The following is a 24,787-nucleotide window of genomic DNA, read 5'->3' on the forward strand; positions in this document are numbered from 1 at the left end:
TCGCACTGGGAATGCGAACGCTGGAAGATATTTCCTGGATGAATTCGCTCATGTCGATCCGGGAAAAGTCCAAGTGCTCGAACTCGGCCGTGGTGAAGCCGGAGCAATCCGGGCTCTCGCCGCTCCCCCAGCTTTTGCCGACCTGGATCCTGCCCTGCTCATTGATGATCCTTGCCAGGCGGGAGTTGAAGCAGCAGTAGGACTGGGTCTGTTCGATACAGGTCCGGATAATGGGCACCCGTGCCGAACAGTACGATCCGACATGCACGCACAGACTGGCATCCCGGTGCATCGCGAGAAGCTGTTCGGATTGCTCGCAGGAAAGCAGCTCCGACAGTAGTTGCAGCGCGACGGCTGCCGCCAGGGAATAGGGATCGAAGTACAGGTTGAAGCTACCCAGGGAGCCGAGCGAATAAATCGGTCCGCCCAGCAACCCGCTACTCACTACACCCGTCGAGAATGTCAGGCCGTAGAAGGTGAAGGACGGCTGAAAATTCGTCGGCGTGAAGAGCACCTCCGAGGAAATCATGGCCTGCGCACCGGCTTCGATATAGCTGGTGAATTCCGGGTACATGAAGTCGAACATGTACTTGCTGCCGGCGTTAATCGCGAGCTGGCCGCCAATCATCACACCCTGCATGGTGGCTGCCATCAGGTTGTGATTGCTCCTGGCCGCCCCACCACCGCCTTTCTTGCAGCAGTCGACCAGACCGAAGAGTTTCTTCCGGCATCGCTCACCCGTACCTTTGAACAGGCGTTGATCGGCGCCATAAACCCCGGCCTCGCGGGCCGCCTCCATGGAGGCCATGGCTTTACCGAAATCCTGATCCGCAGGATTGCTGGTATCGAAACAGTTGGCGCCGCCTTGGCAAAATGAACGCTGGTCGCACACAGTGCGCTGGCTCTGGGTTGCTGGCGATGCCGGACATGAATACGTCCTCTCGCTCATGTCACAGCCGCCCGATGGCAATGGGTCAACGCACTGCGAGGACACTGGCGTGCACCCGCGATCGACCAAGGGCTGACAGTCGTTTGTCAGTGTGCTGCCGGCACAGGTGTAATCCTCAGATCTCGTCCAGCAGGAATCTCCGGAGCTTTGCGCTCCAGCCGGCAAGGGGGAGACCGTCGAAAGGCACACTTGCAAGCCGTTGATGGTTTTGCACGGTGTGCTGTCGGTACAAGTCGTCGCCGCATGCACGCAGTTGCTACTGTTGGCGAGCGAGGCACATTGACTGGTATCGAGCGTGTTGGATCGGATGGTGTAGGACGTGTTGAGCTCGACCACGGTCGGCGTACCGGTCGATGCCGTGACATTGGTGCATTGGTAGCGACGGGTATATTGGTTGCAGGAGCCGTCAAACGCGGTGCTGTCGCAGGTCGAGCTGACCAAGGCGCACCCTTGTGTCGCCTTGATGGCGGAGCAATAGTCGACATGGTTTTCGGCGATGCAGGAGTAGTCGTCCTGGTAACTCCAACAGGTTGCCGTGGAATTCAGTCCGCCCGCTGGCGGTGTAACACCGGCCAGGCAGACGGTCGCCCCGCTGGAATCGAGCTTGCAAGGAGTGGAATCCACGCAGGAATGCGACGCCAGGCGACAGCGCGAATTTTGCGCATAGCTGCTGCACTGGCTGGTATTCGCTGTATCCGTGACCAATGAATAGGTGTTGTCGAGACGAACCGTATTGGTGGGCGTGCCCTGGTTGTTTCCGCAGCGGAACGTCTTGGTGTAGGTGTTACACGTGCCATTGAATGCCGTGTCGCTGCACACCGAGCTGGTCTGCCCACAGCCGGCTGCCGTCAAAGCCGAACAGTAGTCGATCGAGTTCGGCTTGATGCAGGTGTAGGTATCCTGATATTCCCAGCAGCCACCAACATCCGCCAGCGTCACCACGACTCCCGATATCGTCTTGCTGGCGGTGCTATCCACGCAGGTCGAACTTTCCAGCCGACAATCGGCCGCGTACACATGTCCGCCGAGAACGAGCAGAATCGCCAACAAATACCGAATGGCGAACTTCATCTTGCCCGCTGCTGCAAGGTGGCGCACTCATTCGAGGTCCAACTGCTGACCGTCTTCGACATGGGGAGTTGCAGGACGGCCCCGGTGCCCGTTCCGCCCGAGGAATTGCAGCCGGAACTCACGTTCCGCATGGATGGCGTGCAGGTCGTCGAGTTGCAGCTGACGCTGAAGTAGACGTACAGGTTGCAACCGAAACCAAGATTGCTGACGTAGTAATCGGTGACGGATTGCCCTGGGGCCACCGCCACCGGAAACCGGCCATAGCTGCCATCCCACGGATAACCGATCCAGTTGTAGTCGTAGCGATTGACACCGTCGTAGGAGCGGTATGGCTCGACGACATAGGAATGACCATCGCTTCCACAGAAAATGTTCATGGCCATGTAAGGATCGACACACCAGCTGCAGTCCATGAAGGCGGTTCGGCCCAGCCATGCCCCGGGCGTGCATTGACCGAAACCCACCGTCGCCGAGACGCCGCGGCGACAACTCAAGGTCTCGTAGCCTTGAACGGTCTGGTTGCACTGGTAGTTGTAGGCGGTGCTCACCGCAATCTGGCGACCGATGTAGCACGTTGCATTGCTCAGCGTCTGCATCTGCTCGACGCACTGGTACAGGTGATGCTGATCGACCGTGATCTGGCGCGCTGTCGAGCACAAATTGCTGGTCACTGGCCGATACTCGGTGCAGATTTCCGTCGTAAAAGTCGCTGGGGTCGTATCCGTCACCACCCGGCAGGATTCCGTGCTCGATCCAACATTGATGCCGGTGAATTGCAGCGCGGGATTGCTGGCGATCGCGTTGGCGCGACTGATCAGAGGATCCGTGGCCCGGTCGATCGAGAAAGCGGGCCTGACGCTGGGATTCCGGGCAACGAAATTGACGGCATCGCACTCCTGCCGTCGATAGGCGTCCGCATCCGGAGCCTGGCTGGAACAATCCGTCACCTTGGCAACCCCGGGGCCGGAAAGCTGCCCCATGCCCCCTTGGTAATACTGGGTCTGGCTGGCGCTCTGGCCATAGCCCGGCACAATGGCTGTCGCACTTCCGGTACCGATTCCCTGAAATGCGCCACCCACCGCTCCTGACCCGAGCGATCTTCCATCGCCAAAAGCGGTGCTGGCGTCATAGCCCTGAGCAAAGACCGACGTAATACCGCAGATGAGCAGATAGAGCAGCCCGAGAAACCTCATGGCTTTCGGCCTGCCAGTCTGAGCGAGAATTGCCGAGCCGCATCGGCCCAAGTCGGCGCCTGACGCTCGATGAGATCAAGGGCGTAGTCTTGGGTGACATCGCCGTCGACCTTGATGTAGCTCGTTGGGGCTGCGCAGCCATCGGTGCCAATCCGGGTTGCCTGGCTGGGTTTGGCCAGTACCAGCGCCGGAACCTGCGTCACCTTGAATTGAGTGAACGCCGGCGGGTGGATGAGAGCCGTGACGTTTCGCTTGCCGATCAGCTTGGCAATTTCCTCCCCCATCCGTGCCATCGAATTGCCCTTGAAACCGCGCAATACCATGACCGCACCAGACTTTTCCGACTGGATGACGATTCGCTCCAGAGATTCCCGAGGCATCGAGAAGGACACAAAAATCATCAACTCCGGCGAGTCTGATGTGCTCGGCCGATTGCTTGCGGCCGGAAACTGGCGGTAGCCTTCGGCGATCTTGGCAATATCGGCCTGCTTTGCCTCTGGCTTGGGCAAGGACTCAACCTTGGGGACTGAAGGCGCACCGAAGTTCTTGGGCAGCTTGCCGGAGCCAAGCGCTTCCTCCATACGCTGCCTGGCCAGTCGAATGTCGTAATCAGTCGGCAATGCCGCCTGTCCCCAGGCTTGAGTAGCCATGCAAACCCAAAGGCATATGGCGATGGGAAATGTGTGCGTAGAGCCGTTCATGGCGTCAGAAGGCTCCCTGGCAGCAGTTGCGCTTGCGGAACACCATGTAGGCAAAGTCTTCGCCCTCAAACGGATATTCCTTTCCGGCACCCCACAGGATCGTCGAACGCCCCAAGGGCTGGCAGCACTTCCCGGCGATCTTCGAGGTTTGCGGAACCGGGTACAGCATCTGATACTTGTAGCCGGTCTTATCCATGATCGGCTGCGGGTAGTAACCGCACAGGCCATCCTCGCCGGATGCGGCCCACATCAGACCTTCGCGGTGCATCTTGGCGATCAGCCGCGTCATTTCCAGGCTGGATGCCTGTACCCCGCCGATATGCGCTTGTACGTTTCCGTTGAGTGGATACAAGCTGCCCTGGCATCCGGCACACCAGAACAAGGCGTTCGACGGAAAGCCGGCGGTTGCCAAGACACAATCCGCAGCACAGGCGGCTCGTGCCGGGAGATTGCCAAACAAAGCGACATCGGGATTGAAGATGAAGGTCAATTCGTCGTCGTTCCACATGGGATCGAGTTCGGTGAGGTACGCCACGTCGAATGAACTTTGTTCCAGGCAGGCGTTATCGAAGATCGCTTCGAGCCAGAAGATGATTGGATCGACATACCAATGCACCTGATAGAACGACGATGTCGCGGTGCTGTCCTGGCTGAAGCGGGACCCGCGCGGCGCATCGAAGCCGGGATTGAGTTCGATGCCACCAAGACTGGTCATGCAGAAGGGACGGCGCACCACATCCACGCGCCGCACCGGCTCCCAGAAGCTGACCTTGAAGCCGACACGCAATTGAGATGGACAGAGGCAGACGGGCGATCCGCCAGGATTAGGTGTGTCTTCCTGATCGAGGGAAACCAGATCGAGGCCGCCAAACCGCAGCGGCATCAGGCAGCTCCAGCAGATGTCTGTAATCGGATTGGCAAACCGCCCGGTACAGGTTGCCGTAGCAAAGGCCGGGCGCAAGAAGAGCACGCCGAGCACAATGACCGAAAGGAATGCGAGGCTACGGGCGGACTTCATCGATCCGCAATCTCTTGCCGTCCTGGCTGACGATCGCCGGCACTTGGCGAATCCCCAGTCGCCGAACCAACGATCCACCCTGGTCGTAATACACCGCCTGCTTCCAGGCCCGCATCAGCTTTAGAGGTTCTCCGGCCACCAGGATCGGTTTGTTCTTCCCGCTTCCCTCGCCCAGACGAAGCTTGGCAAAGGCTACCTGTCGGCTATCCCGTCCGTCGAAAAACAGCAGATTTCTGGTCAGGGAGACATGATCGAACGGATTGACCTTGGTGCCGCGAGCGAATAGCAAGGCGCCTTCCGCATTGCGTATATCGCGGTCCACGCTCAAGGTCGGATCGACATGGTAGGTACGGGGTGCGTCGGTGGCCTTGACGCCGGCAACAATCTTGGGCGCCTCGATGCCGCCGATCACCTTGTCGCGATATTCCGTCTGCTTGCGCGCCAGCTCCCCCGATTTTTTCATTTGCTTCAACCGAGCCTGGATGACCTCGATCAAATCCGGTTCCGCGATCTCATAGGTCGGGCCGACGACACCCAATTCCGCAGCGAACGCAGAAAAAGTCGTACAGGAGAAAAGCAAGAGGAGAACGCGAGCCAGAGACCACATGAGGGGCGATTCTGGCTGGGGGGAACACCTCTGGATTTTTGAAATGCGCACTTTTCGGGCGCATTTCGGCTACTTGCAGCAGCAACGGTCGCAGGCGACCCGATGGGCTCTGCGTCGAAGGAGACGAACTACGATACAGGCATCGAAATTGTTCGGCTGCGAACCACGGCCGGAGAGCATCGCGCGAGGATGCGCTTCCAGCCATTTCTGGCAGTTATGGCTTCGGCAAGAATGTCGAGATACTCCGCACCGTCAACGCGTTCATCGTTGGGCAACGGGGCTACAGCCAAGTCACTCAGCAAAACTTGACGATGCTTTGAATCACGCCCAAGTTCGAGCAGGCGGCTGTATGCCTCACAGGCATAGGCAAAGGTTTCGCGCTTCCGATACTCGATCTCGAGCAGCCATTCCCGATGCCGTGAATGGGACAGGCCCAGCGTCTCGCGTTTGCAGTTGTGAAAGACGTGTGCGGCTTCGTGCAGGACGAAATCGTCGAAGGGATTCGTTGAGCGAAAATAGTCTGTCGAGACATAGCAAGTCGTTTCGATGCTCAATCCAAGGATCGGAACGGCCTCGTCCGATAGCAACTCCACAGAATGGCTGGCCAGATAGAGGTTGGCCAAGTCCCATGCCGTACCGAGCCAAGGCATCTCCCGCAAAACCGATGCGATGTTCCGTGGCGTCAGGAATACCACGGAGCTTTCAAGCATGGAAATGACGATTGCCTGCTCAGCCTTGGGGAAAAGCCCCTTCACCATTCCGCTGAATTTCTGGTGCGCGAACTGACGAAGATCCAGATCGTCCGGAGGCGTTGTGACTGGACAGCGCTGCGTTCTTGCCAGCACTTCTGCGACCAGCGCTTCGCTCAGGGCTTGGGTTCCGTTTTGTGATCGTTCGAAAAGTCCGTTACCCGGCCAAGCTTCGAACTTCGGATCGTGGCGCCCGACCTTCAGGTAGGTCTCGATTTCCTTCGACATGTTCGGATGCGCGACAGGATGCGTTTGGGTGCTATGGCGACGGGACATGAAGGCCGGCAGAGCGGTTCGAACGGATGAAATCCCGGTTCGCGAGATGTAAGCGCAATGGGAGGATCGAAATTGCGGCTGCTTGAAAAGAAGAACGGCGCTCCGTTTCCGAGAGCGCCGTTCCGGCATAGGCGGGGTGGAAAAGACGGCGGGAACACGCCCAGGCCCGAATCCCCTTGCCCCTATCGTAGACTGTAGCGACGCGCACCAAGGCGAGCGCCGAGAAGATTGAATGTGTGTAGGATAAGCTTTGATCTCCGGAAAATCAAGATACTGAAAATCTCCATATGAGAATTGATCCCAAGGCCGCATTTCTTTCGATGACGACGGAGCAACGCTATTTCGCGACCGCTTTGCTGAACATGGCGCATCGCCATTCGCTTGACTCCTTCCGCATCAGGGCTCTCAACCCCCAGAATGGAATGCGCGAGCTTCTGCGAATGATGCAGCCGCCGGCGAACGGTGAAGATCTTGCCATGGTTGGATCGGAAGTGGCTTACCTTTTAGCTTCTGATCCGATTTTGCGCTTACCCCCATTTGACGCCCCCGCATCAGAGCTGCTTGCTCTTCTTGAACCGAAGGGCAATGGAAAAGATAAGGCACTCGAAAAGAACAAGCACCTCATTCAGTCCTTTGCCAAGGAGACGCAGCAAATGCTTGGCGCGGGGTATGTTGGCGCCTGCCTGTCTTGGCTGGACAGGAAGCTCGCGATTCCCACTGCTGGCTCTCCGCCGCCCACGAAGGCCGCGCTGAATGAAATAAAGGTAGTGACGGGGAACCTGCTGAGCGTGCTTCTGGACAATGGGGCGAGCTTGGAATCGCTGTTCCAGTATTACTGGCAAATTATCGCAAAACCGAGTCCAGGCAAGCCGTATGTGTTTGCCGATCGGTTTTCCCTTCTGGTCAAGCTCATCAACAATCCCACGAAAAAGTTCAGCGTTGTCTTTTCTGTCGACAATCTTGGGGATCCAAGCGTCTTTCCGACTTCGATTGGGGGAGTCGTTTTTTCCGCTGCGCCCCCCACCCTGGTTTCCCCCGCGCCGCCCGCTACCCGATATGCGACATCTTTTCCTAATCGGATATTCGCGGATATCGAGGTGGAAACTTCCGATGAAAGAACGGCGGGAACCAAAGCCTATGCCTTACTCAACGGCATACTCGACTTGGTCCGTTTTGAATACGAAAGGAATCGATTGCATCTGGCCGATGAATTCCTTTGCACTGACAAGGCCACTCTTGGGAAGTATCGGATATTCCCGATACCCAAAGTCGTCCCCAATCCATCTGCCGCCGTCGGGGTAGCGGAACTGCAAGAGTTTGCGCTGACCGTCGGGGAACTCGTCGACGGGCCCAGCATCGCGTCCGACGGCCGGGATCGCATACAGTCGGCTTTCCGCTTGTATAGGGTCGGGGCAGACACAAACATTTTCGAGAACAAGCTTACGAATTGGTGGACGGCCACTGAATACCTCGTTAAGGGCGTCAGCACTTCCGGGAGCATAGGCAAAGCGGTTGAGGACACGCTCGTTCCGGTTTTGTGTCTTGGTTACGTAAAGAAGCTGCTTTTTTCGTTTCGCAATGTCCTCGTCGACATGAAAGCATCCGTAAGCGATCCGGTTACGGGGATGCCGGTATTGTTAAAGCAGCTCGATGGCGCGTCCGTGTTCTCGCTTTTCAGAAACTCAGCAGTCCATACGCAATTGCTCAGCGCTGTCAACTCGGAGCCCTTCGTTCATGCCCATCTTGAAGACTTCCTTGCATCCCTGAGCAGCGAGAAGACGATCCTCGGAATTCTCAAATCCCATGAACAGCGCTTGCGCTGGCACATACAGCGCATATACCGCGCACGCTGCGACATTGTTCACAGCGCTGAAAGAGTCGTCGCGGCGGCCCTGCTTTGCGCGAATCTGGAGTTTTATCTGAAGTCGACGCTTACCGCGTTGCTACAAGCATTGAAGGGTTCTCCGCACATCACCGGCCCGAAGGAATTCTTCGACAGGCAAGTCCACGCATACGGAAGGGTGCTGGAGGGCTTGGAAAACAACGATCCGTCCAGATTGCTTGCAATCTTATAGCCGCTCAGTTTTTCGCTGTCGTCAGATTGTTGAGCCAGCACGGGCGATGCGTCCGCACGTCCGGTCGCCAGAGCCCACGCCCGCCCATCACCCTCGTGTGACCGGCACAGCTTAGAGCAGTCAATGAACCCCGCCGCCGACCCGCCATACGGGAATCCACTTCCGTTGCCTTATCACGGATTTATTGACTGTGATTGGGATCAGATGGGTAGCGACAGCGATGGCCTGTAGCCGCCTCCATTTGTGCCTTCGAAGTCATATTCGTAAAGGGTGGTCTTGCCGAGACTAGGCTGCCGTTGCCCCAAGAAGAACGTGAAGGCGTTCGGTGCTGCGATGAAGAGATGTAGCGGATGCCTGTTTGCGTACCGTTTCTGGTTGATCTGCAACGCCAAAGCCTCTGCAAGATCGAATGCATGCTGACCACATACGACGGACCGCGCGCCAGTGTCGCAGGTAGGGCGCGCAATTAGCAAGAAACTCGCCTGTGGCAGCGTAGCCGCAAGGTGCCTCTTCACGGCTGGAACCACGTCGTGGGTGAGGCATACAGCGACAACCATGTCCTGCTCGGATTCGTTCAACGTTTCCAGCTCGAATTTCCATCCGGGCCAGGACGGATCTCTCGGCATATCGCTTGAGTGCCAGACATTTCGGTGTATGGTTCTCTGCTCAATCTCGACATTGCGGCCGGATTTGATGTTCAGTACCGATCCAGCGGCAAAGGCCAACGTAATGTGCGCATCGAGAATCAGCCGGATGTGTTGATTGTCCTTGGCAGCAGTCTGCAGGAAACCATTAAGCTTGGGATAGAGCGTCGTTGTCCATTCGGCTTGATCACGGATAGCGCGTTCGTCGAAGTGGGAGATCAGATCGAGCACGACGGTGCAGCGATCCTCCAGCCGATCAAAGGGGTGTTCGAAGGATTTCACCCCGAACACCACATGCGCGCGGCCATCGTTGGCCAGCAGACCTTCCCGTTTGCAGGATTCCCGGAACGTTTGCCGGTCGAACTCCAGCCGACCTTGCGCAAGCCACTGAAACGCAACATCGTCGTAGACGAAGCTGCTCTCGTTGACTGGCACACGACGCAGACCGCGGTTCTCGAACAACAGGTCCAAATTGTCCCGATGATCGTCGAGCGAGGTGGAGTCCGAATCCAATGACAGCGTCCGCGCAAGCAGCATCAGTTCTTGGTCATCGATGTCTAGGTGCTCGCGCCATAGTTTCCTGATCTTGCCCGTCATGGAGCGGTCGGTTGTTCCGTCGAACAGATCTTTCAAGCGTAACGTCTTAGATTTCTGATTGATGTAGGCGCGCAGTGGGTCGGTCTGCCCAATCCGCCAGTTGGTGAGGAGCTTGAACCGGGCGCCGATACCGTTACGCGCATGAGCTACCTGCGCCGCGCGGGCGCGCTGCAGCAGCGAAAACTTGTTCGCGTTGATCCACTCCGGATTAGTCAAGTCGGCATAGCCGAAATCATTCACAGAGACATGCCACTTGCACTGGATATGTTCCCGCAGGATCGGCCTACCTTCATGATCGCCGGGCGCATGATCGGGTGTGTAGGCCACCCAGACATCGTCAAAACCCTTAGGCCCAGACTCGAATCCCACCTGTATCACGGGACTACTCGGATCAAGCAGGCAAGCGGCTTTGCGCCAGAAAATTCTGGCTTGAAAAGCATCTCCATCTCTACGGACAGCAACGGCTTGGGTCATGGTGGGTCCTTGTCAGTAGGGATGATCAGCTTGTCTAATCACATTTTTGACACTGAGGTCACGCATCGCGAAATGGCGGTGTCGGCAAGATCGATCGTGCCAGTTCGATGGCGCGTAATGGCTTGATGGGGCCGTCGGGGTACGCATCCAGCACGATGGCTGGCAACAACCGTTGGGTGATATCCGAATAGGTGAATCCGTAGGCGCGCTTGGGCTGTTCACCCGTTGCAGCCACGAGCGCCTGCAGGTCGGCATTGCCGAACCCGGCGTCTCCCAGGCGGCGGGAGAGAACCTCATGTCGTTGCGCGGCATCGGGGCGCTCGAATAAGAGAATGTCCGCCGCTCGACGGCGCACGGCTGGGTCCAAGGCGTTCAGTCGATTGGTGCACATCAGCACGACGGCGGGGAGCCCGCCATTTGCGAATCGATCAATGCCGCGGATGAGGGCGTTGACGCCCGCCCGGTCTTCATGGTGCATCTGATCAGATTCACGCGATTGGGCCAGTGCGTCAGCTTCGTCAACCAACAGAATGACTCCGCCGCGTGCGGTACCCTTGGTGGTCTTGAACTTGCTAGCTTCATTGAACGCGTACTCGAACGCGGCAGAAATTAGCTGGGTCATCTCGCCTACTCGCCCCTGCCCGCGCGAAGAAAGGCTCAGGGGCAGCAGCGTGATGTCGATGCCCTCTTGGCGCGCCACCTTGTCGCCAATGGTCTCTGCCAGTTCCGTCTTGCCCGAGCCGACATCGCCGGAGAGGACCACCAGCGGCGGTCGGCGAATGACGGCATCAAGCAAACCGCCTGCATCGGCATGATGTCGGTCTTGCCATTTCCGCAACCCGGCCGGGTTGATCAATACGCCAAGCACGTTGGCCAGACGCTTGATCTTGTCGTCCATTCCCACCAGGCGCGCGAGGCGGCCTTGGGCGTCTGGGTCGGGCAGCGTCGTTGGGCGTTCAAACAGGTCCTGGAGATTGGGTTGCTGGCTCATAAGTAACTCCTTACGCTTGCGCGACCGAGTGACCGCCCTCCGGACCAATAGGATTTGTCGTCGGCGAAGTAGCCATTGCTGACTGCGGATTCCGTTCCACTCACACGTTGCAACGGCAACTGCTTCTTGACGGTCGCACGTTGATCCGCTGTCAGAGCATCCCAAGCTGTACTGTAAGTTAAGTAGCTGTGGAACTGCGCGCCGCTGATGTTTCGACCAGGGGGAACGCGTCCTGGATCGTCGTCCGTGCTGCTACCAGCCAACTCGCTCGCGGTGTACCGCAAGGTTGGTTCAATCCACTTGTCATCGCGCTGAAAACCATAGGTGACGGTTCCTAGATAACCCTGCCGCAGCAGTTCGGTGACCTCGCCCTCAAATTCTGCGATGCGTTCGTCGGTGATGTGCCCGTACAAACGCTGTAAGCGCTTGAGATCCGCCGTCACCTTCGCTGCAAGGTGCCTTGCATGCGTCAGCGTGAAGGTCGTGGTTTCGGTTGCGGTGAAGCTGTAGCTCATAATGTTCAACCTTGGAAAGAAGGGCCGAAGACTTTCTGCCAGTAGCGCAGCGTCAGTTCCTTGTTCGGTGCGGTCAGTGCGGCATCAATAGCGTCGCCCGCATCCAAAGCAGCATCGACAATGGCATCCGCGTTTTCGGCCGTGTAGAGCCGTGCCACGTTGTTGCTGGCGTTGATCGGATCGATGATCTGCACGAGATCGTCGAACTTGGCGACGCTGGATGCCTTGTAGTGATCCTCGAAGACGATGCGCTCACGAAGGTTCGATTTCGCCACGTAGGTAAAGAAGGATTGCAGGGCTTCCGGGTAGTCCGAAAAGTCCACGTCGTCATCACACAGCTTTGCCAGAATCATCTCGATCATGAAGGACTTGAAACGGAAGCCATCCCGTTCCTGTTTCATGCGGCGAGCCCAGAACTTCACCAACCGCACAACTTGTGCGAAATGATTCGGCTGCGCCAACTTGCGCTTGCGTGCGAACTCGAGGTGCAGCGGGATGCTGGTCTCAAGAAACGAGCCATCGTCCTGGCTGATCAGATCGCCGCGCCAGTCGGGCAGGCCGGCATATAGGACTGGGACTACATCGACGTCCAGGCCCGTTCCGCGGAACGACACGGTGACCGAGTAGGTCTGCGGCTTGACTTGGTCCGGGCTGAAGTTTGCGAAGGCCTTACGCAGCCTTTCAGCCAGGTAGTCCAGCAGCGCCCGTACATCATGTGGGGCGTCGGAGCCGCTGACATAGACGGCCATGTCGATGTCGTTGAGCGAGCGCAGTGCCGTGCCCTTGGCAAGGCTGCCAGAAAGTTGAATTCGCTTCAGCGAGAAGTCTGGGTGCTCCGAAATGTAGCCCTCCAACTTCTCGCGGAGCCGTCGCGCCTGGGCACGGTATTCATCCGCCTTGTCTTTGGGCAGATTGACCTTATCTTCCGCGAACCTCACAAGGTCGCGATGATCGATATGAGTTCGGGACATCTGAAGGGCTCCTTACGTGGTGATCTGGCTCGTAGCAGCAAGCCATGATTAAAAGTTCGGAATCGCGAACTATTGCGAATGATACGCTTCTGTGCTCGGATGTCAAATAAAAAGTTCGGCATCGTGGTATTATTTGGCCACGACTTTTTGGATAGGAGACGGACCATGACGACACGTCTCGGCGAGAAGCTACGCGAGCTTCGTAAGGAGCGCGGGCTAACGCTCGAAAAGCTGGCCGAACTCGCAGGGCTCAGCAAGAGCTATCTGTGGGAGCTAGAGAACCGCGAATCCCAGCGACCTTCTGCAGAAAAACTCACGGCACTGGCCGACGTGCTTGGCGTTGCTGCAACTTACTTCTTTGAAGAAGATGTGCGCGCCCCAGAAGAGCGGCATTTGGACGAGGCCTTCTTTCGCGGCTATCAGAAGCTCGAGCCCGAGGCAAAAGAGCAGCTTCGCAAAATACTTAGCACCTTCAAGAAGACCTCGTAGTGACCGAGGTCTGGACTCCGCAGCGCGCAGCAAACCGACTGGTGAAATTGGCCGAGGTGTTCAGTGCAGCACACGGCGTCGATCGCTTTCCGGTGGAGGTGCCGCCGCTCGCGTTTGAGTCAGCTCGCATATTCGGCTGGTCCGATCCGATCACTCAGGTGCAGGCAGCCAACATCAAGAGCTTTGACGGCGCGCTGTTCCCAGACGATGGTAGGAAGGAGTGGCTGCTGCTTTACAACGAAGCTGTGTTATCGCCTGGCCGGATTCGCTTTACGCAGGCCCATGAACTTGGGCATTACATCCTGCACCGGCAAGTCAGGGAGTCATTCCAATGCAGCGATGCTGACATGCTGAACTGGTCCAAAGACGACAAAGACATCGAGGGGCAGGCAGACCTGTTCGCATCCTACCTATTGATGCCGCTTGATGACTATCGCCGACAGATTACCGCCACTGTCGATCTGGACTTGCTCGGGCATTGCGCCAACCGTTATGGCGTGTCTCTGACCGCTGCAATCTTGAAGTGGTTGCAGTACACCGATGAAAAAGCCGTACTGGTGATGTCCAACGATGGCTTCATCAATTGGGCTTGGTCGAGTGAGCCGGCGGCCAAGGCCGGAGCCTTTTTCCGTACACGCAACAGTGTCATCCCGGTTCCTGAGGAAGCAATCGCTGCCAACGCAGATATAAGACATGACCGGCCGGGCACTCAAATTCCTGCATCGGTTTGGTTCCCGCATGCTGATACCGACACGCCATTGCGTGAAATGAAGATTCATGCGGAGAAATACGATGTCGTACTGAGCCTGCTGCATTTACCGCGTTCCGCAGATGTTTGGCCGCAACGGCCGAGAGAAGAATAGCCGGGGAGCTTGCTGACTGACCTGCAGCTTCACGGGTCCATGGAAAACAAGGTGAGCGCATGAACAAGGCCCGGACGATATCTATCGGAAGTGCCCTCAAACACGATGACTATTTCCAGCAGAAAAACAGTTATCGCTCACCCGAACTTACGCGTCGGCTTCTGATCTTTCCATAAGGCCGATGAGGCGAACGCCACCAAGATATGCCGATCGGCAGTTGCAAATTGAAGCGAACCTTGGCAACCGTTACTCTCGAATCCGAAAGTACACCTTCGGTTTTCTGTCCTCTGTCGTGAATCGATCAGGATCGATTCCCTTCAAACCAAAAATTTGCGAGCGTGACGCCTTGATGCGGGCCTTCAGTACCACCTCGGCATCCCGGACATTGATCAGCAGATATCCGTTTTCGTGATCGGCTGCCAGCGTGCCATTGGTCACCTCCCGGCGAAGTACGCCCACGACCTCTTCAAGCAGCGCACGCTGGCGAGCGATCATTTTTTCTACGGCCCCTTCCTCTTTCGAGGACACAATCGGTAGGACAGGAGAGGTTACCGGGGGTAGTGGTTCTGTCGTTTGCTTATTCGTCGCTTCGACTTTCGCTACAGGTTTGAATTCTGGTTTACACGCCGATTTTGAAGCTGTCTTGGACGTACTCTTTGCCCTATTGATATCCATCATTGCCGCTACGACTGGCTGGAGGCGGAGGATTTTCCAAGGGGCTCCAATACCGACCTCAAGCTCGGCGACTTTTCTGAATGGTGCCATGGGATCGACCACCAGCCAGTTTCTTCGTCCAAGTTCGTCGAGGATCGTCTTGTTCTCCAGTCCGTACCCCTTGAACGCATCAGGCCACTTTAGACACAGGATTCCTTCCGAATCGACATGAGTGATCTTGCTACCGTCCCTGCGGCCATGCTCGATATCCTCCACCAGCGCTTTGAGCGCTTCACCAACCGGACCATCCAGCTGATCAGGCGGTTGATCAGCTGGCGGTGAGGACGGTGTGGACGAAGTAACGATGGCGGCTGGAACCACTTCGACGGTCGGCTCTGCGGGTTTTGTCGGCGCGACAACCGATGCGTTGCTCAACGACTTGGTGGGCGGATCGTCGTTGCCAACCAGCCTTCCATCTACCGACGCAGGCAGTGAATCCAACAATGCGCCCGGGTTATTGAGGCGTATCGCCTTCAGTTGTATGTTGGGGATTTTTTCCGCGAGGATGGCCGGAGCGATCAACCAGTAGCGGTTGCCATCAGGCTGCCCGACTTTGAATTCAGCCAATTTGCGCTCGACCAGCATGTCGAGAATGCTGTTCGGTGTCCTCGGCAGTCCGGGCATTTTTTCCTGATTGATGATCGCAGCGAGCTCCTCGCCCCCTGCGGGCCAGACCAGGTAGAGATGGCCGTCCATGTGCCATAACCTCGATCCTGGTTCGTTGACAATCCAGACCCCGTCCCGAACCAGCCGACGCATGACATCGAGAAGAATCCGCTCAACGGGGATTCCGATTTCGTAGCCCGCAAAGGTGGCGCCCATGCCCTCGATGTCTCGCGTCACGCTGAATTGATCGGAGCGCACGATCAGGTTGTGAATCATGTTTTCCTGACTGGGATGGCCACTGATCGCTTCCATCATCCAAGTCACCAGATTCGGATCGCCCTGCGATATCCAGCCCAGTCCTGATCTACCAACGATGCGTTCCACCAGCAGTAGCGAGACCGAGGTGTGGGATGTTCCACGGTTCTTGCGCCAACGCAGGAAATAGCGGTCCACCTGGTTGCCTATGGCCCATGTATAGAGATCTTCGCAAAATGGATCCCAGACTTTCCCTCCATCCTGATTGGTCACGATCAGATCGGTGATGGGCTTACCCAAGTCATGGCACAGCGCCGCAAGAAAAACCGCCGAATGCCAGCGCGGTTCCAGTTCCCGCCGTCGTCGCGGAGTTTGATCGCCCGGCAGAAGTACCCTATCCCCGGACTGTAGCGACCACAAGGCAACCTCGATGGCATGTCGGAACAAGCCCCCGGCGCCGCGATGATGGTGAGTCTCGCTGGCCGGTAGCAAATGGGCGTAGGAGGCAAAGCGGCGCAAGGGCCCCAGATAGAATTCCTCATAGACATCTTTCGACGCCAACCCGGACTCTCGAATCTGCCCAATCAGTTCTTGCTGGGTTTCGATCAGCCGATCGGGATGGGAAGCCGGCAATCCTTTGACAAAGGGCGGGTAACGCGGGATTTCATCGTCAGGCAAGGATTGGGCGGTGGGCGTTGTCTCGAATGGTGGCTGCGGCAAGGAAATCTCGCCTTTGCCCATCACTTTCTTCAGCAAGTGCAACATGCGAGCTTCTTTGCGAAGACGTTGACGGTACATCCGAAAAATTCGAGCGGCATCTTCAATCCGCTCATATCAGCCGAAACGCACGGCCGATAACTTGATCGCGTTTTACCCATCCCGTCAGCTGGTAGCGGGAATCGAGACTGTCGGGGTGCCCGCCCGCGACGTAATAGCTGCCTTCCGGAATCACCCCCACAGGTCCTGGAATCAGCGGTTCGCCAGTTCTTGCACGTTCCTTGGCTTGCCCCACCGCCCGGCCATCCACGTAGAAATCCCGTCCTTGCGTCGTCACGCGCGACCCAGGCAGGCCAACCAGGCGCTTAACGAAGATGCTTCCTTTTGGATACGGCCAGTTTCGCTCCCACCGAAAAGCCACGAACTCACCACTATCGGGGAAGGTGTCCTTGCAGATGACAAATACCGTTCCCGGCAGGCTTTCCGTCAGGTTGAAAGCGAGCATGTAGCTTCCGCTCACCGCCAGGTAGGCGGCCATCAGCCAGAGGATGAGCGGAAATCGGATTTCTTGCCATGTCGAGTATCGGGAGCGCATGGCCTGACTCTATGGGATAGCCAGCGGTGTGGGTTTTCGAAATGCGTACTTCCTGGCCGCATTTCACCCGCGCACGCAAGGAGAGCCGTCTCAGGATCGGCCTTGACGCCTGACCCTGCCAGTTGCAGTTTCAGGCGGCTGTGAGAAGCTGAACTGAATACTGTCTTTGGAGCCTCACATGAGCCTCGCCGCAGCAACCCAGATGAGCAGTTTTTTCGGGTGGATGCCCATCGTGGCATTCGTCCTTGCAGGACTCACTATTTACCGCTGGAACCGACGGAACAAAACCGCCGATCATCGTCGAATGGATCGAATGCTTTCGGATCTGGAGGCGATCAAACACCAGGTTCTGCTGGTCTCGACCGATCAGCCACCATCAAAGGTGGTGATCCGGACGCTCGGCTACCTGGAGTCGGTATCCACAGTCGAGGTCGCTTCGGATGCCGATTACCGGCTCGCCGAATGCGACGCCCTTCTGACTCTGGCCCGAAACGCCTTGGCAAAAGGAGCAAACGCCATCGTCGGCTTGAGGAAGACCCATGCCCATTACGACCAGCCTGGATCCCAATGGCGGGTTTCCCGCGTGATCTATTCCGGCACCGCAGCCGTGGTGACATAACACACATCACTCAAATATCGATTTCCCTTGACCTCTAGGCTGTGGCATACTTGCATGAAACGTCAGTGAGATTTTTGAAACATGCCGCAGCAGAAAACCACTGTTGATGCCTCACCCGAACGCCGATGGAAGCAGATGGCCGGCAAGGTTTTTCGACGTAAAGACCTGGCCGATCAGTTACCCAGCGTTGATCGGGAACTTGGTCTGGCAGTGAAAGCCGGAACCGTGCGAAAGGCGGCTCAGGGGCTGTATTACGTTCCCCGAAGAACTCCGTTTGGCGATGCGCCGCCAAGCGAGGAAGCGCTCGTCGAAAAGTTTCTCGATGACCGTCATTTCCTGATGTTCAACCCCAGCTGCTACAACGCTTTGGGACTCGGCACCACTCAGCTTTACAACAAGACCGTCGTCTATAACCACAAGCGTCATGGCAAGTTCGACTTGGCCGGGTTTGAATTCGACTTTCGCGACAAGCCGCGCTTTCCCTCGCGCAAGCAGGTCAATCGCGAATACCTGCTGGTCGATATGCTGAACAACCTGACCGACCTGGCCGAAGACCCGGAAACCGTGCTGTCCAATGTGCGCCGCAAGCTCGACACCTTCGACGCGGGCCGTCTCGAGAAGATGCTTGCCGATTACGGATCGGCCAGAACACGCCGCGTTTTTCGGCAAATGAAGTCGGCTGTCCATGCCTAAAGCTGCAGTTTTTCTGCACGACCATCCCAACTTTACGGATCTGATCCGGCAGGTCGGCCAGGCTCAACGCGTCCCCTCCTATCTGGTCGAGAAGGACTATTGGCTGATGCACAGCCTGTGGGGACTGCAGCAGCAGGGCTGGACGTTTCAGCTCAAGGGCGGGACGTCCCTCTCGAAAGGGCATCAGATCATCCAGCGTTTCTCCGAGGACATCGATCTTCGCATCGAGCCCCCGGCGGATCGCGATGTCAAAACCGGGAAGAATCAGGACAAACCTGCCCACGTCGAGACACGACGGCTGTATTTCGACTGGCTGGCCGAGCAGATCGCCACAAAGGAGATCGCTGGCTTCGAGGCTGTCGAACGGGATACCGAATACGACGATGCCAAGTACCGCAGCGCTGGCATCCGGTTGCGCTACCCGGTGCATACCGAATACCTCCCGGGAATCAAGGAAGGCATCCTGCTGGAAGTCGGATTCGACGACACTGCTCCCAACATGCCCTGCACCATCACCTCGTGGGCACTGGATGCGGCGCTCAACAGCACCGTGAAGGTCATCGACAATCGCGCCCTCGCGGTACCTTGCTACAGCCCGGCCTACACTTTCGTGGAAAAGCTGCAAACGGTGTCGACCAAGTTTCGGCAGCAACAGGATGTCGAGGTTTTTCCGAAGAACTTCCTGCGCCATTACTACGATCTGTACTGCCTCCTGGACCATCCAGAGGTGCAGGCATTCATAGGCACGCCGGCCTACCATGCTCGCAAGAAAGAGCGCTTTCGGGCCGGCGACAACCTGCATGTTGCCAGCAACGAGGCATTCTTGCTGACAGATCCCGCTGTTCGCGCGCTCTACGACAACAAGTACCGCGAAACCGCCTCGCTTTACTACGCGGGGCAAGTGCCGTTTCAGAGCATTCTTGAACGTCTTGCGCAGCATCTGGACCGGATGTGATCATTTCTTTCCGGCAAGCGTGTCGGTCAAATATTTGCCCGGATTGTCTCCGGTAAGTCCATCTGCAACCCGCCCCGCCGCTTCTCCGACCTGTTCGACCGTTTCTGCCGTCTTGCCCGCTACCGAAGTCGGCTTGAGCTTCTGGAAGGTTGAAGGTGTCGCGTTTTCCTGATGGGTTTGCCCCGCCCCTTCCTGCCGGTCACGAACCTCGAAGCTGTTTCGGGAGAACTCCCGCATCGCTGTATGCATGGCCTGATCAGTCGGAGTAGTCTGGGGAGACACGCCAGAACGTCTGGCGGCCCCCTTCACCTGCCCCAGATAACCCGCACCGGCAATCTCGACCGCCTGGCTACCCGGCATTCCACCGCGGTTGGCCTCGTGACGCGCTCGTACCACTTCGGCGCCAGATACTTGCCCCGCCATTTCTCCCAGCATCCGGTCGTAGTTCTGGGTGGTGTATTCCTCGATGTAGGGTCGCAGGCGATGCGGATCGCCCATGATGCCCTGGAACTTCTCGTAGTTGTATTCAAGCTTCGGCAGCAGGAAATCCTTGATGAAATGATCCTGCAGCTGGAGGTTGGAGCCAAGCTGCCCGGAATGGGACAGCTCCCACATCTGGCGATGCCCCTCGGTTTCCTGAAACGAGGAACTGAGCGCATCGCGGGACTGCCGTGCCCGATCCAGCGACGCTCGCTGCCCTTCCGATCCTGAGGTTTTTCCTTCGTCGGAAGTTCGATAGTTTCGCTCCCAACCGTTGTCGATGACGGTGCCGACTTTCTTGCCAAAACTCGACTCACGGGCGAACTGAGCCATTTCCTCCAGGGAGCGCATCGAGTCGGCCGAGTTGCGCATCTTGGCCGACATTTCGACGCCGCCGCGCAGGCCGGTAATCTCGAGCAGCTTGGGCGTACTCATGCCCATCGATGCGCCGACCATGAGTTCCATGGCCACCTTTTCGCTGACGCCGAGTTTTCTGGCCCATTGATCGACCTGACGCAGGGTGTCATTCGCTTCCTGATTCCGGCTCGACCCCATGCCGTGCCGATAGCCTGTAGAGTCACTGGCGCCCTTCGCGTGTGATCTTTCAAATCCGGCTTCTTGCTTGATCGCCGCCAGAGCACTTTCAGCGTACTCCGAGGATCTCTGCTGGGACGCCTGCTGCGAGCGTTCATAATTCTCCTTGGCTGCAGCGCCGAGCGAATCGTTGAGTGCCATGTCGGCACGAACATCGCTCTTGGCCTGTTTCACTACAAAGCCGCCGCCGGAAAAGTGGCTGTAGTCGAAGCCGCCCCGCGCCTGATACTGGGTTGCCCCTTGGCGCAGGCTCGGGTTCATATCGACGGCCAGCCCCTTCATGGTGTCGTGGCTGGCATTGTTGAGCGAGGCATTGCCCATCTGCATGTTGCCCATGGCCAGGCTGCTGGCAATCTTCTCGGGGTCGCGCGGTGGCGCGACCAGGCCGGCCACCGCCTGCATGCCAACCTCACCGCCCTTCACAACAGCGGCGGCAATGGCGGGAATAGAGATGACCAGCATGCCGGCAATGGCCTGGTCGCTGACAATCGCGGTATTCAGGAAGCTCATCTGTTCGATCGACAGGCCACTCGATGCGCTGCCGCTGATGTACTGGCTTCTCGAATACATGGTGATGATGAAGTTCATCACGGCGTACAGCGGCGCCCAAAGTTGTATCCAGAAGAGACTCGCCGCATAGGACTTGATGACCCCGGTCGCCTGGTGACCGCTCAGCACCACGAACAAGAGGAACACCGGAAAGATAGCGTACTGCACCATCTCGATGGCATTCCTCACCTTCGGCATAGTCGACTCGGCGACGCGCGCCATCAGTTTGTAGGAATCGCTGGTCGAGCGTAGCGATTGCGCCATCGCCAGATTGGTCTGGGCGCTGGCCGCATCGCCCAGTTGCGCCGGTAGCATGTACTGGGCATCGATCATGAAATTGGCGACGATGGCCTGCTTCACCGTGTCCTGTGCCGACGACGAAATCCCGAGAAGATAGTTGGTCGAGGTCGCCAGCGATCCTGCAATAGCGACGCCGGCATCCGCGCTCGTCATGCGGGGATAGAGCCTGGAACCAAGCAAGGTCACTTGCCGACTCGTCTCGGCGGTGATTTGGGTTGTCAGCGACTGATAGCCCGCATCACAGCCCACAGTGCTCATCAGTGTCGGATCAGCGAGATCGCGGATCGTCACCAACCTCGACGGATTGGTCTTGCCGTTCAGGCTGTCCCAGATGTTATTGACCTGGAGAATATCTTCCTTCATGCGGATATAGCCGGTCGCGATGTCGGGCGCGACGCACTCCCGGTAGAACTCCAGCAGATTGCCGGTCAATACCGGATTTCCGCTCTTGATCGCCTGCCGTTCGGAAAGGACGCGATGCCCAAACAGTGTCCCGTTCCTGCGGAACTTCACATCGTCAGGCAACGAAAATACCGTCTCGAAAGAGCCGGTGAGCCAATCCCCCACCTTGCTCATCGTGTGCGCGAACGCCCCGAGACCGATCGGCACATTCGCCACGGCCCGCGGCGGTTCGTTGCCCGTACGATCGACGATCATGACCGTCACTTTGGGAATCAGGAGCATCGACTGGAAAATGGCGAGGAAGAAAAGCCACTTCCACATGCCGTCAAGCCGCTCCCTCCCGGTCAAAGTGGCGATGACGACGACGATCATGCCGACGATGGCGATGGTTTGAAGCAGGCCACGGTAATCGCCACTGCCCATGAGCGAGGCAACCGCATTGAACATCGCCTCCAGCTCGACGACATTCCAGTAGGCATAGACCTCGTACATGGCTTACCGGTTGAAGACGGCCATCGACTGGAAGATGTTGGTCGGCATCCCGGAATTGAGGCTCTGGTGCATCAATTGCAGCGAACGGCTGAGTTCGGCGACCTGCATCCCTTTCTGATATTCGGCACGAAGCATGTCCCGCGCTTCCTGCTCGACCTCGGTCAGCCGAACAAGGATTTTTTCTGCAGCCATCACGGCATCCGGTCCGCTTTTACCGGCATCGTTCTGCAAGGCATTGCGCAGAGTCTTTGAAAGGTTCGTGAAGTACGCGTAGGCGACATCCACGGCGATCAGTTGGGCGTAATCCTCGGTGATTCGGTCACCGCCAGGGATACTGCTGGATACCGCGAGCATCTTCCAGACCGGCAACGAGGAGCTACCAATCAGAGCCGCATCCATGGAGGACTGTCCACCCGTGTCACGATTGACGATCTTGTCGCGCATGGTGGCAATCCGGGTACGGACCTGGCGGGAAAACGGCGCAACCGTGAATGCCGTTTCCGAAAAGCTCGGCGTCAGGCATTCGGCCAGATCCGTTCCACATTTGAGACCGGGGAGATTCACGGTGGCCGACGCGCCGTCGCCAACAAACTGGCGGAACGTCAGCTTGCCCCCGGGCAGGTAGGTCCATTTGGCTTTTTCATCGGCGTTTTCACCAGGTGGCGTGACGATGATGGTGCCGGTCAGACTCATCAACAATTCCCGTGTTTCGTCGGTGATGCCGGAAATGCGGTTGAGTGAGCGCCAGACAACGTTGCCGGGATCGAAGATTTCCCGCGCGCCCTGCGAGGTGGCTTTTGCGGCATTGCGAATGTTCTTCGCCGTGGTGCGACTCTTCTTCCATTCATCCCAGGACTCGAAGACGTCACCGAACATGTTGAGATTGGCTCCAGCCGTCTTGCCTTCCTTTTCCTGGACGCGATCAGTGACCATGCTGCCCACCGCGCTGACGATGCCCTCTGCCGCCTGGCAGGAATTGATGTTCAGGTTGTTCATCTTGGTGGCCTGGTCCTGCAGGTACTTCAGCAAATCGCAGAGATCAGGCGACATCGAGCACAGGGCCATGTTGAAGGCGGCGCCAATGGCGTTATTGCCGATGTTCCGCAGCAGCGAGACAAACTGTTCCTTGTTGATGAAGGAAAACGACCCGGCGAAGAGATCAATGCCACCGCATCCAGCGCTGAAGGACGGCGGCGAAATGCTGGCCAGTTGATAGTTACGGACAGGGGTTCGCATGTACAGGCTGCCGCCGGTGTACATGTTCATGGTTTGGCCGCGGTAGGCATTGGGGCCGGTGACGTTGCCGTAGGCACCGATCTCGTTGAACCAGTCCTGCATCGATTGGTTGACGGTAGAGTGCGCAGGAATGCAGGTCAGCGCCAGCACGAAGGCAACAAGCTGCGCACAGCGCCGTGATGAAAGTGCCATGCCAATCTCCATCAGTAAAGTTCGCCTGGTTTGGTCTGGGTCAGGATGTAGATACGCTCGACAATCTCCTGCGCCGAGAGGACCCCGGAGCCAATGGGCAGCAGGCGCCGATCCCTGACATTACCGAGCACGACCAGCGGCACAACCGATACTCCCAGCGCACGGGCCATCCCGTTATCTTTAGACGGCTTTGGATAGTCGGGAAGACCGCCGCCATCGAGCGAAACGGGGAACACGGTGATGCCGTATTGCTCGGACAGCAGCTTGAGCGTGGGCGCCAGGCGATGGCAGTAAGAGCAATCCGAGCGGAAGATGAAGAACAGGCCCCATTCCTTCGCCAGCGCCGCCAGCGTGTCTGTCTCGCGCCGGTTGCGCTGACTGTCGCGCACCTGGATGGCCGCGTTGTTCGACGGATTACGCAGCTGATAGTTGATTTCTGGATTGGCCCAGACCACTCGCCGCCATACATCCGAAAACACCGAGGCCCGGTCCATCAGGGCTTCCTGAGCAACGATGTAGGTCTTCAGGTTTTCCGGGGTCGGCTTGAGGATAGCGATCGCCCGTTTCTGCTCGACCTCCTCGCGCAGATTCTTGAGCGCATCGACGGCTCGTTCGCCTTCGCTCTCTGCGCGGTCCGGAGTCTTCTTTGGACTGGCTTCGGCGGCTTCCTCTTCCGCCAGATCGCAATACCAGTGAAACCGTGCTTCATCGCACTGCCAGGAGGACGGATAGTCCAACGCCTCGCGCGCTTGGGCGCTTGAGCAAAGAAGGACAGCAAGTAGCGCCAGCAAGCGTCTCATCGGCATCGATCACTTGGTCGTCGACGCCGGCAGGACAATACCAGTCGCCTGCGCAACCTGCTCGGTCAGGTCCGGAATTCGGGAATCGGAGGTCTTGAGCAGTGCCGCCGTATTTACCAAAGCACAGGCACACCCCCGGCTGACCTGTTCGAGGGCCGCATCGAGCTTGGCGCCGAATCCCTTGGCCTCCTCGAAGAGTTTTGCTTGCTCCTGAGCATCCAGCCCGGGCTTGATCCGTTGCACCATGGATTGCTGTTGATGTGCGACCAGCCGAGCGATATCGACTCGCCCAAAACGGGGAATCTCTGGCGGATGGCGATACATCCAGACGACCAGAAGCATGGCCCCCGCCAGCAAGGTGGCGATACCGGTCAGTACGTAGGGCTTGATCGATGGCATGACATG

Annotated in this window: 21 protein-coding genes and 1 pseudogene; 6 read left to right on the plus strand and 16 right to left on the minus strand. The window is 57.7% G+C overall.

The window, feature by feature from the left end; genetic code table 11:
* Positions 1–103: 103 nt before the first annotated feature.
* The 6 genes and pseudogenes from traN to B9N43_RS06325 all read right to left on the minus strand — a co-directional run.
* Positions 104–2,020: pseudogene (gene traN, locus B9N43_RS06300) on the minus strand (conjugal transfer protein TraN); the annotation flags it as partial.
* Positions 2,017–3,213: a hypothetical protein gene (locus B9N43_RS06305; RefSeq protein WP_145841459.1), complete on the minus strand. Its 1,197-nt coding sequence runs from the start codon at positions 3,211–3,213 to the stop codon at positions 2,017–2,019. The pseudogene traN and the gene B9N43_RS06305, both read right to left, overlap by 4 nt.
* A complete protein-coding gene (gene trbC, locus B9N43_RS06310) occupies positions 3,210–3,863 on the minus strand; it encodes a type-F conjugative transfer system pilin assembly protein TrbC (RefSeq protein ID WP_186454006.1) in 654 nt (217 codons plus the stop codon). Before trbC ends, B9N43_RS06305 begins: the two co-directional genes overlap by 4 nt.
* A 55-nt stretch (positions 3,864–3,918) precedes the next feature.
* Positions 3,919–4,932, minus strand: a complete 1,014-nt coding sequence (traU, locus tag B9N43_RS06315) for a conjugal transfer pilus assembly protein TraU (protein WP_145841461.1) — start codon at positions 4,930–4,932, stop codon at positions 3,919–3,921.
* The gene (traW, locus tag B9N43_RS06320) at positions 4,916–5,539 is read right to left on the minus strand and encodes a type-F conjugative transfer system protein TraW (protein WP_145841462.1); all 624 of its coding nucleotides are present in this window, start codon (positions 5,537–5,539) and stop codon (positions 4,916–4,918) included. Before traW ends, traU begins: the two co-directional genes overlap by 17 nt.
* Before the next feature lie 128 nt (positions 5,540–5,667).
* Complete coding sequence (locus B9N43_RS06325) at positions 5,668–6,516, minus strand: hypothetical protein (RefSeq protein WP_222428827.1); 849 nt, start codon at positions 6,514–6,516, stop codon at positions 5,668–5,670.
* A 335-nt stretch (positions 6,517–6,851) separates the two neighbouring features.
* Between B9N43_RS06325 and B9N43_RS06330 the strand changes: the two genes are divergently transcribed.
* Positions 6,852–8,639, plus strand: coding sequence for a hypothetical protein (locus B9N43_RS06330; protein WP_145841464.1), 1,788 nt, complete (start codon positions 6,852–6,854; stop codon positions 8,637–8,639).
* A gap of 200 nt (positions 8,640–8,839) precedes the next feature.
* Here B9N43_RS06330 and B9N43_RS06335 read toward each other — a convergent pair whose 3' ends face one another.
* The 4 genes from B9N43_RS06335 to B9N43_RS06350 are packed head-to-tail and all read right to left on the minus strand — an operon-like array spanning position 8,840 to position 12,831.
* The gene (locus B9N43_RS06335; RefSeq protein WP_145841465.1) at positions 8,840–10,354 is read right to left on the minus strand and encodes an SAVED domain-containing protein; all 1,515 of its coding nucleotides are present in this window, start codon (positions 10,352–10,354) and stop codon (positions 8,840–8,842) included.
* 58 nt (positions 10,355–10,412) lie between these two features.
* Positions 10,413–11,345, minus strand: coding sequence for an AAA family ATPase (locus tag B9N43_RS06340; RefSeq protein ID WP_145841466.1), 933 nt, complete (start codon positions 11,343–11,345; stop codon positions 10,413–10,415).
* Positions 11,342–11,860, minus strand: a complete 519-nt coding sequence (locus B9N43_RS06345; protein WP_145841467.1) for a hypothetical protein — start codon at positions 11,858–11,860, stop codon at positions 11,342–11,344. Before B9N43_RS06345 ends, B9N43_RS06340 begins: the two co-directional genes overlap by 4 nt.
* Before the next feature lie 5 nt (positions 11,861–11,865).
* Positions 11,866–12,831 carry a CBASS oligonucleotide cyclase gene (locus tag B9N43_RS06350; protein WP_145841468.1) on the minus strand — a complete coding sequence of 322 codons (966 nt, stop codon included), beginning with the start codon at positions 12,829–12,831 and terminating at the stop codon, positions 11,866–11,868.
* Positions 12,832–12,996: 165 nt separating this feature from the next.
* Between B9N43_RS06350 and B9N43_RS06355 the strand changes: the two genes are divergently transcribed.
* Together B9N43_RS06355 and B9N43_RS06360 are read left to right on the plus strand one after the other, a co-directional pair.
* Positions 12,997–13,320, plus strand: a complete 324-nt coding sequence (locus B9N43_RS06355) for a helix-turn-helix domain-containing protein (protein WP_145841469.1) — start codon at positions 12,997–12,999, stop codon at positions 13,318–13,320.
* Positions 13,320–14,183: an ImmA/IrrE family metallo-endopeptidase gene (locus B9N43_RS06360; RefSeq protein WP_145841470.1), complete on the plus strand. Its 864-nt coding sequence runs from the start codon at positions 13,320–13,322 to the stop codon at positions 14,181–14,183. The genes B9N43_RS06355 and B9N43_RS06360 overlap by 1 nt, the downstream gene beginning before the upstream one ends.
* A gap of 246 nt (positions 14,184–14,429) precedes the next feature.
* Here the strand turns inward: B9N43_RS06360 and mobH are convergent, their stop codons facing one another.
* A complete protein-coding gene (gene mobH / locus B9N43_RS06365; RefSeq protein WP_186454007.1) occupies positions 14,430–16,523 on the minus strand; it encodes a MobH family relaxase in 2,094 nt (697 codons plus the stop codon).
* A 64-nt stretch (positions 16,524–16,587) separates the two neighbouring features.
* On the minus strand, positions 16,588–17,070 hold the full coding sequence (locus B9N43_RS06370; RefSeq protein ID WP_145841472.1) for a S26 family signal peptidase: 483 nt from the start codon (positions 17,068–17,070) through the stop codon (positions 16,588–16,590).
* A 178-nt stretch (positions 17,071–17,248) separates the two neighbouring features.
* On the opposite strand from B9N43_RS06370, the gene B9N43_RS06375 reads away from it, so the two are divergent.
* The 3 genes from B9N43_RS06375 (at position 17,249) to B9N43_RS06385 (ending at position 19,337) form a co-directional block, all read left to right on the plus strand.
* Positions 17,249–17,689, plus strand: a complete 441-nt coding sequence (locus B9N43_RS06375; protein WP_145841473.1) for a hypothetical protein — start codon at positions 17,249–17,251, stop codon at positions 17,687–17,689.
* An 81-nt stretch (positions 17,690–17,770) separates the two neighbouring features.
* Complete coding sequence (locus tag B9N43_RS06380) at positions 17,771–18,382, plus strand: hypothetical protein (protein ID WP_145841474.1); 612 nt, start codon at positions 17,771–17,773, stop codon at positions 18,380–18,382.
* Positions 18,375–19,337, plus strand: coding sequence for a nucleotidyl transferase AbiEii/AbiGii toxin family protein (locus tag B9N43_RS06385; protein WP_145841475.1), 963 nt, complete (start codon positions 18,375–18,377; stop codon positions 19,335–19,337). Before B9N43_RS06380 ends, B9N43_RS06385 begins: the two co-directional genes overlap by 8 nt.
* On the opposite strand, the gene B9N43_RS06390 is transcribed toward B9N43_RS06385, so the two are convergent.
* The 4 genes from B9N43_RS06390 to B9N43_RS06405 are packed head-to-tail and all read right to left on the minus strand — an operon-like array spanning position 19,338 to position 24,781.
* Positions 19,338–22,154, minus strand: a complete 2,817-nt coding sequence (locus B9N43_RS06390) for a conjugal transfer protein TraG N-terminal domain-containing protein (RefSeq protein ID WP_145841476.1) — start codon at positions 22,152–22,154, stop codon at positions 19,338–19,340.
* A gap of 3 nt (positions 22,155–22,157) precedes the next feature.
* A complete protein-coding gene (locus B9N43_RS06395) occupies positions 22,158–23,582 on the minus strand; it encodes a conjugal transfer protein TraH (protein WP_186454008.1) in 1,425 nt (474 codons plus the stop codon).
* 11 nt (positions 23,583–23,593) lie between these two features.
* Positions 23,594–24,382: a conjugal transfer protein TraF gene (locus tag B9N43_RS06400; RefSeq protein WP_186454009.1), complete on the minus strand. Its 789-nt coding sequence runs from the start codon at positions 24,380–24,382 to the stop codon at positions 23,594–23,596.
* A 9-nt stretch (positions 24,383–24,391) separates the two neighbouring features.
* Positions 24,392–24,781, minus strand: coding sequence for a hypothetical protein (locus B9N43_RS06405; protein WP_145841479.1), 390 nt, complete (start codon positions 24,779–24,781; stop codon positions 24,392–24,394).
* Positions 24,782–24,787 lie beyond the last annotated feature (6 nt).

It is taken from the genome of Denitratisoma sp. DHT3 (assembly GCF_007833355.1).
Classification (GTDB): Bacteria; Pseudomonadota; Gammaproteobacteria; order Burkholderiales; family Rhodocyclaceae; genus Denitratisoma.

Excerpts from the sequence above, each read along its gene's own strand:
- B9N43_RS06305 (WP_145841459.1), bottom strand. The coding sequence starts at position 3,213 with ATGAGGTTTCTCGGGCTGCTCTATCTGCTCATCTGCGGTATTACGTCG.
- trbC (WP_186454006.1), bottom strand. The coding sequence starts at position 3,863 with ATGGCTACTCAAGCCTGGGGACAGGCGGCATTGCCGACTGATTACGAC.
- traU (WP_145841461.1), bottom strand. The coding sequence starts at position 4,932 with ATGAAGTCCGCCCGTAGCCTCGCATTCCTTTCGGTCATTGTGCTCGGC.
- traW (WP_145841462.1), bottom strand. The coding sequence starts at position 5,539 with ATGTGGTCTCTGGCTCGCGTTCTCCTCTTGCTTTTCTCCTGTACGACT.
- B9N43_RS06325 (WP_222428827.1), bottom strand. The coding sequence starts at position 6,516 with ATGTCGAAGGAAATCGAGACCTACCTGAAGGTCGGGCGCCACGATCCG.
- B9N43_RS06330 (WP_145841464.1), top strand. The coding sequence starts at position 6,852 with ATGAGAATTGATCCCAAGGCCGCATTTCTTTCGATGACGACGGAGCAA.
- B9N43_RS06335 (WP_145841465.1), bottom strand. The coding sequence starts at position 10,354 with ATGACCCAAGCCGTTGCTGTCCGTAGAGATGGAGATGCTTTTCAAGCC.
- B9N43_RS06340 (WP_145841466.1), bottom strand. The coding sequence starts at position 11,345 with ATGAGCCAGCAACCCAATCTCCAGGACCTGTTTGAACGCCCAACGACG.
- B9N43_RS06345 (WP_145841467.1), bottom strand. The coding sequence starts at position 11,860 with ATGAGCTACAGCTTCACCGCAACCGAAACCACGACCTTCACGCTGACG.
- B9N43_RS06350 (WP_145841468.1), bottom strand. The coding sequence starts at position 12,831 with ATGTCCCGAACTCATATCGATCATCGCGACCTTGTGAGGTTCGCGGAA.
- B9N43_RS06355 (WP_145841469.1), top strand. The coding sequence starts at position 12,997 with ATGACGACACGTCTCGGCGAGAAGCTACGCGAGCTTCGTAAGGAGCGC.
- mobH (WP_186454007.1), bottom strand. The coding sequence starts at position 16,523 with ATGTTGCACTTGCTGAAGAAAGTGATGGGCAAAGGCGAGATTTCCTTG.
- B9N43_RS06370 (WP_145841472.1), bottom strand. The coding sequence starts at position 17,070 with ATGCGCTCCCGATACTCGACATGGCAAGAAATCCGATTTCCGCTCATC.
- B9N43_RS06375 (WP_145841473.1), top strand. The coding sequence starts at position 17,249 with ATGAGCCTCGCCGCAGCAACCCAGATGAGCAGTTTTTTCGGGTGGATG.
- B9N43_RS06380 (WP_145841474.1), top strand. The coding sequence starts at position 17,771 with ATGCCGCAGCAGAAAACCACTGTTGATGCCTCACCCGAACGCCGATGG.
- B9N43_RS06385 (WP_145841475.1), top strand. The coding sequence starts at position 18,375 with ATGCCTAAAGCTGCAGTTTTTCTGCACGACCATCCCAACTTTACGGAT.
- B9N43_RS06390 (WP_145841476.1), bottom strand. The coding sequence starts at position 22,154 with ATGTACGAGGTCTATGCCTACTGGAATGTCGTCGAGCTGGAGGCGATG.
- B9N43_RS06395 (WP_186454008.1), bottom strand. The coding sequence starts at position 23,582 with ATGGCACTTTCATCACGGCGCTGTGCGCAGCTTGTTGCCTTCGTGCTG.
- B9N43_RS06400 (WP_186454009.1), bottom strand. The coding sequence starts at position 24,382 with ATGAGACGCTTGCTGGCGCTACTTGCTGTCCTTCTTTGCTCAAGCGCC.
- B9N43_RS06405 (WP_145841479.1), bottom strand. The coding sequence starts at position 24,781 with ATGCCATCGATCAAGCCCTACGTACTGACCGGTATCGCCACCTTGCTG.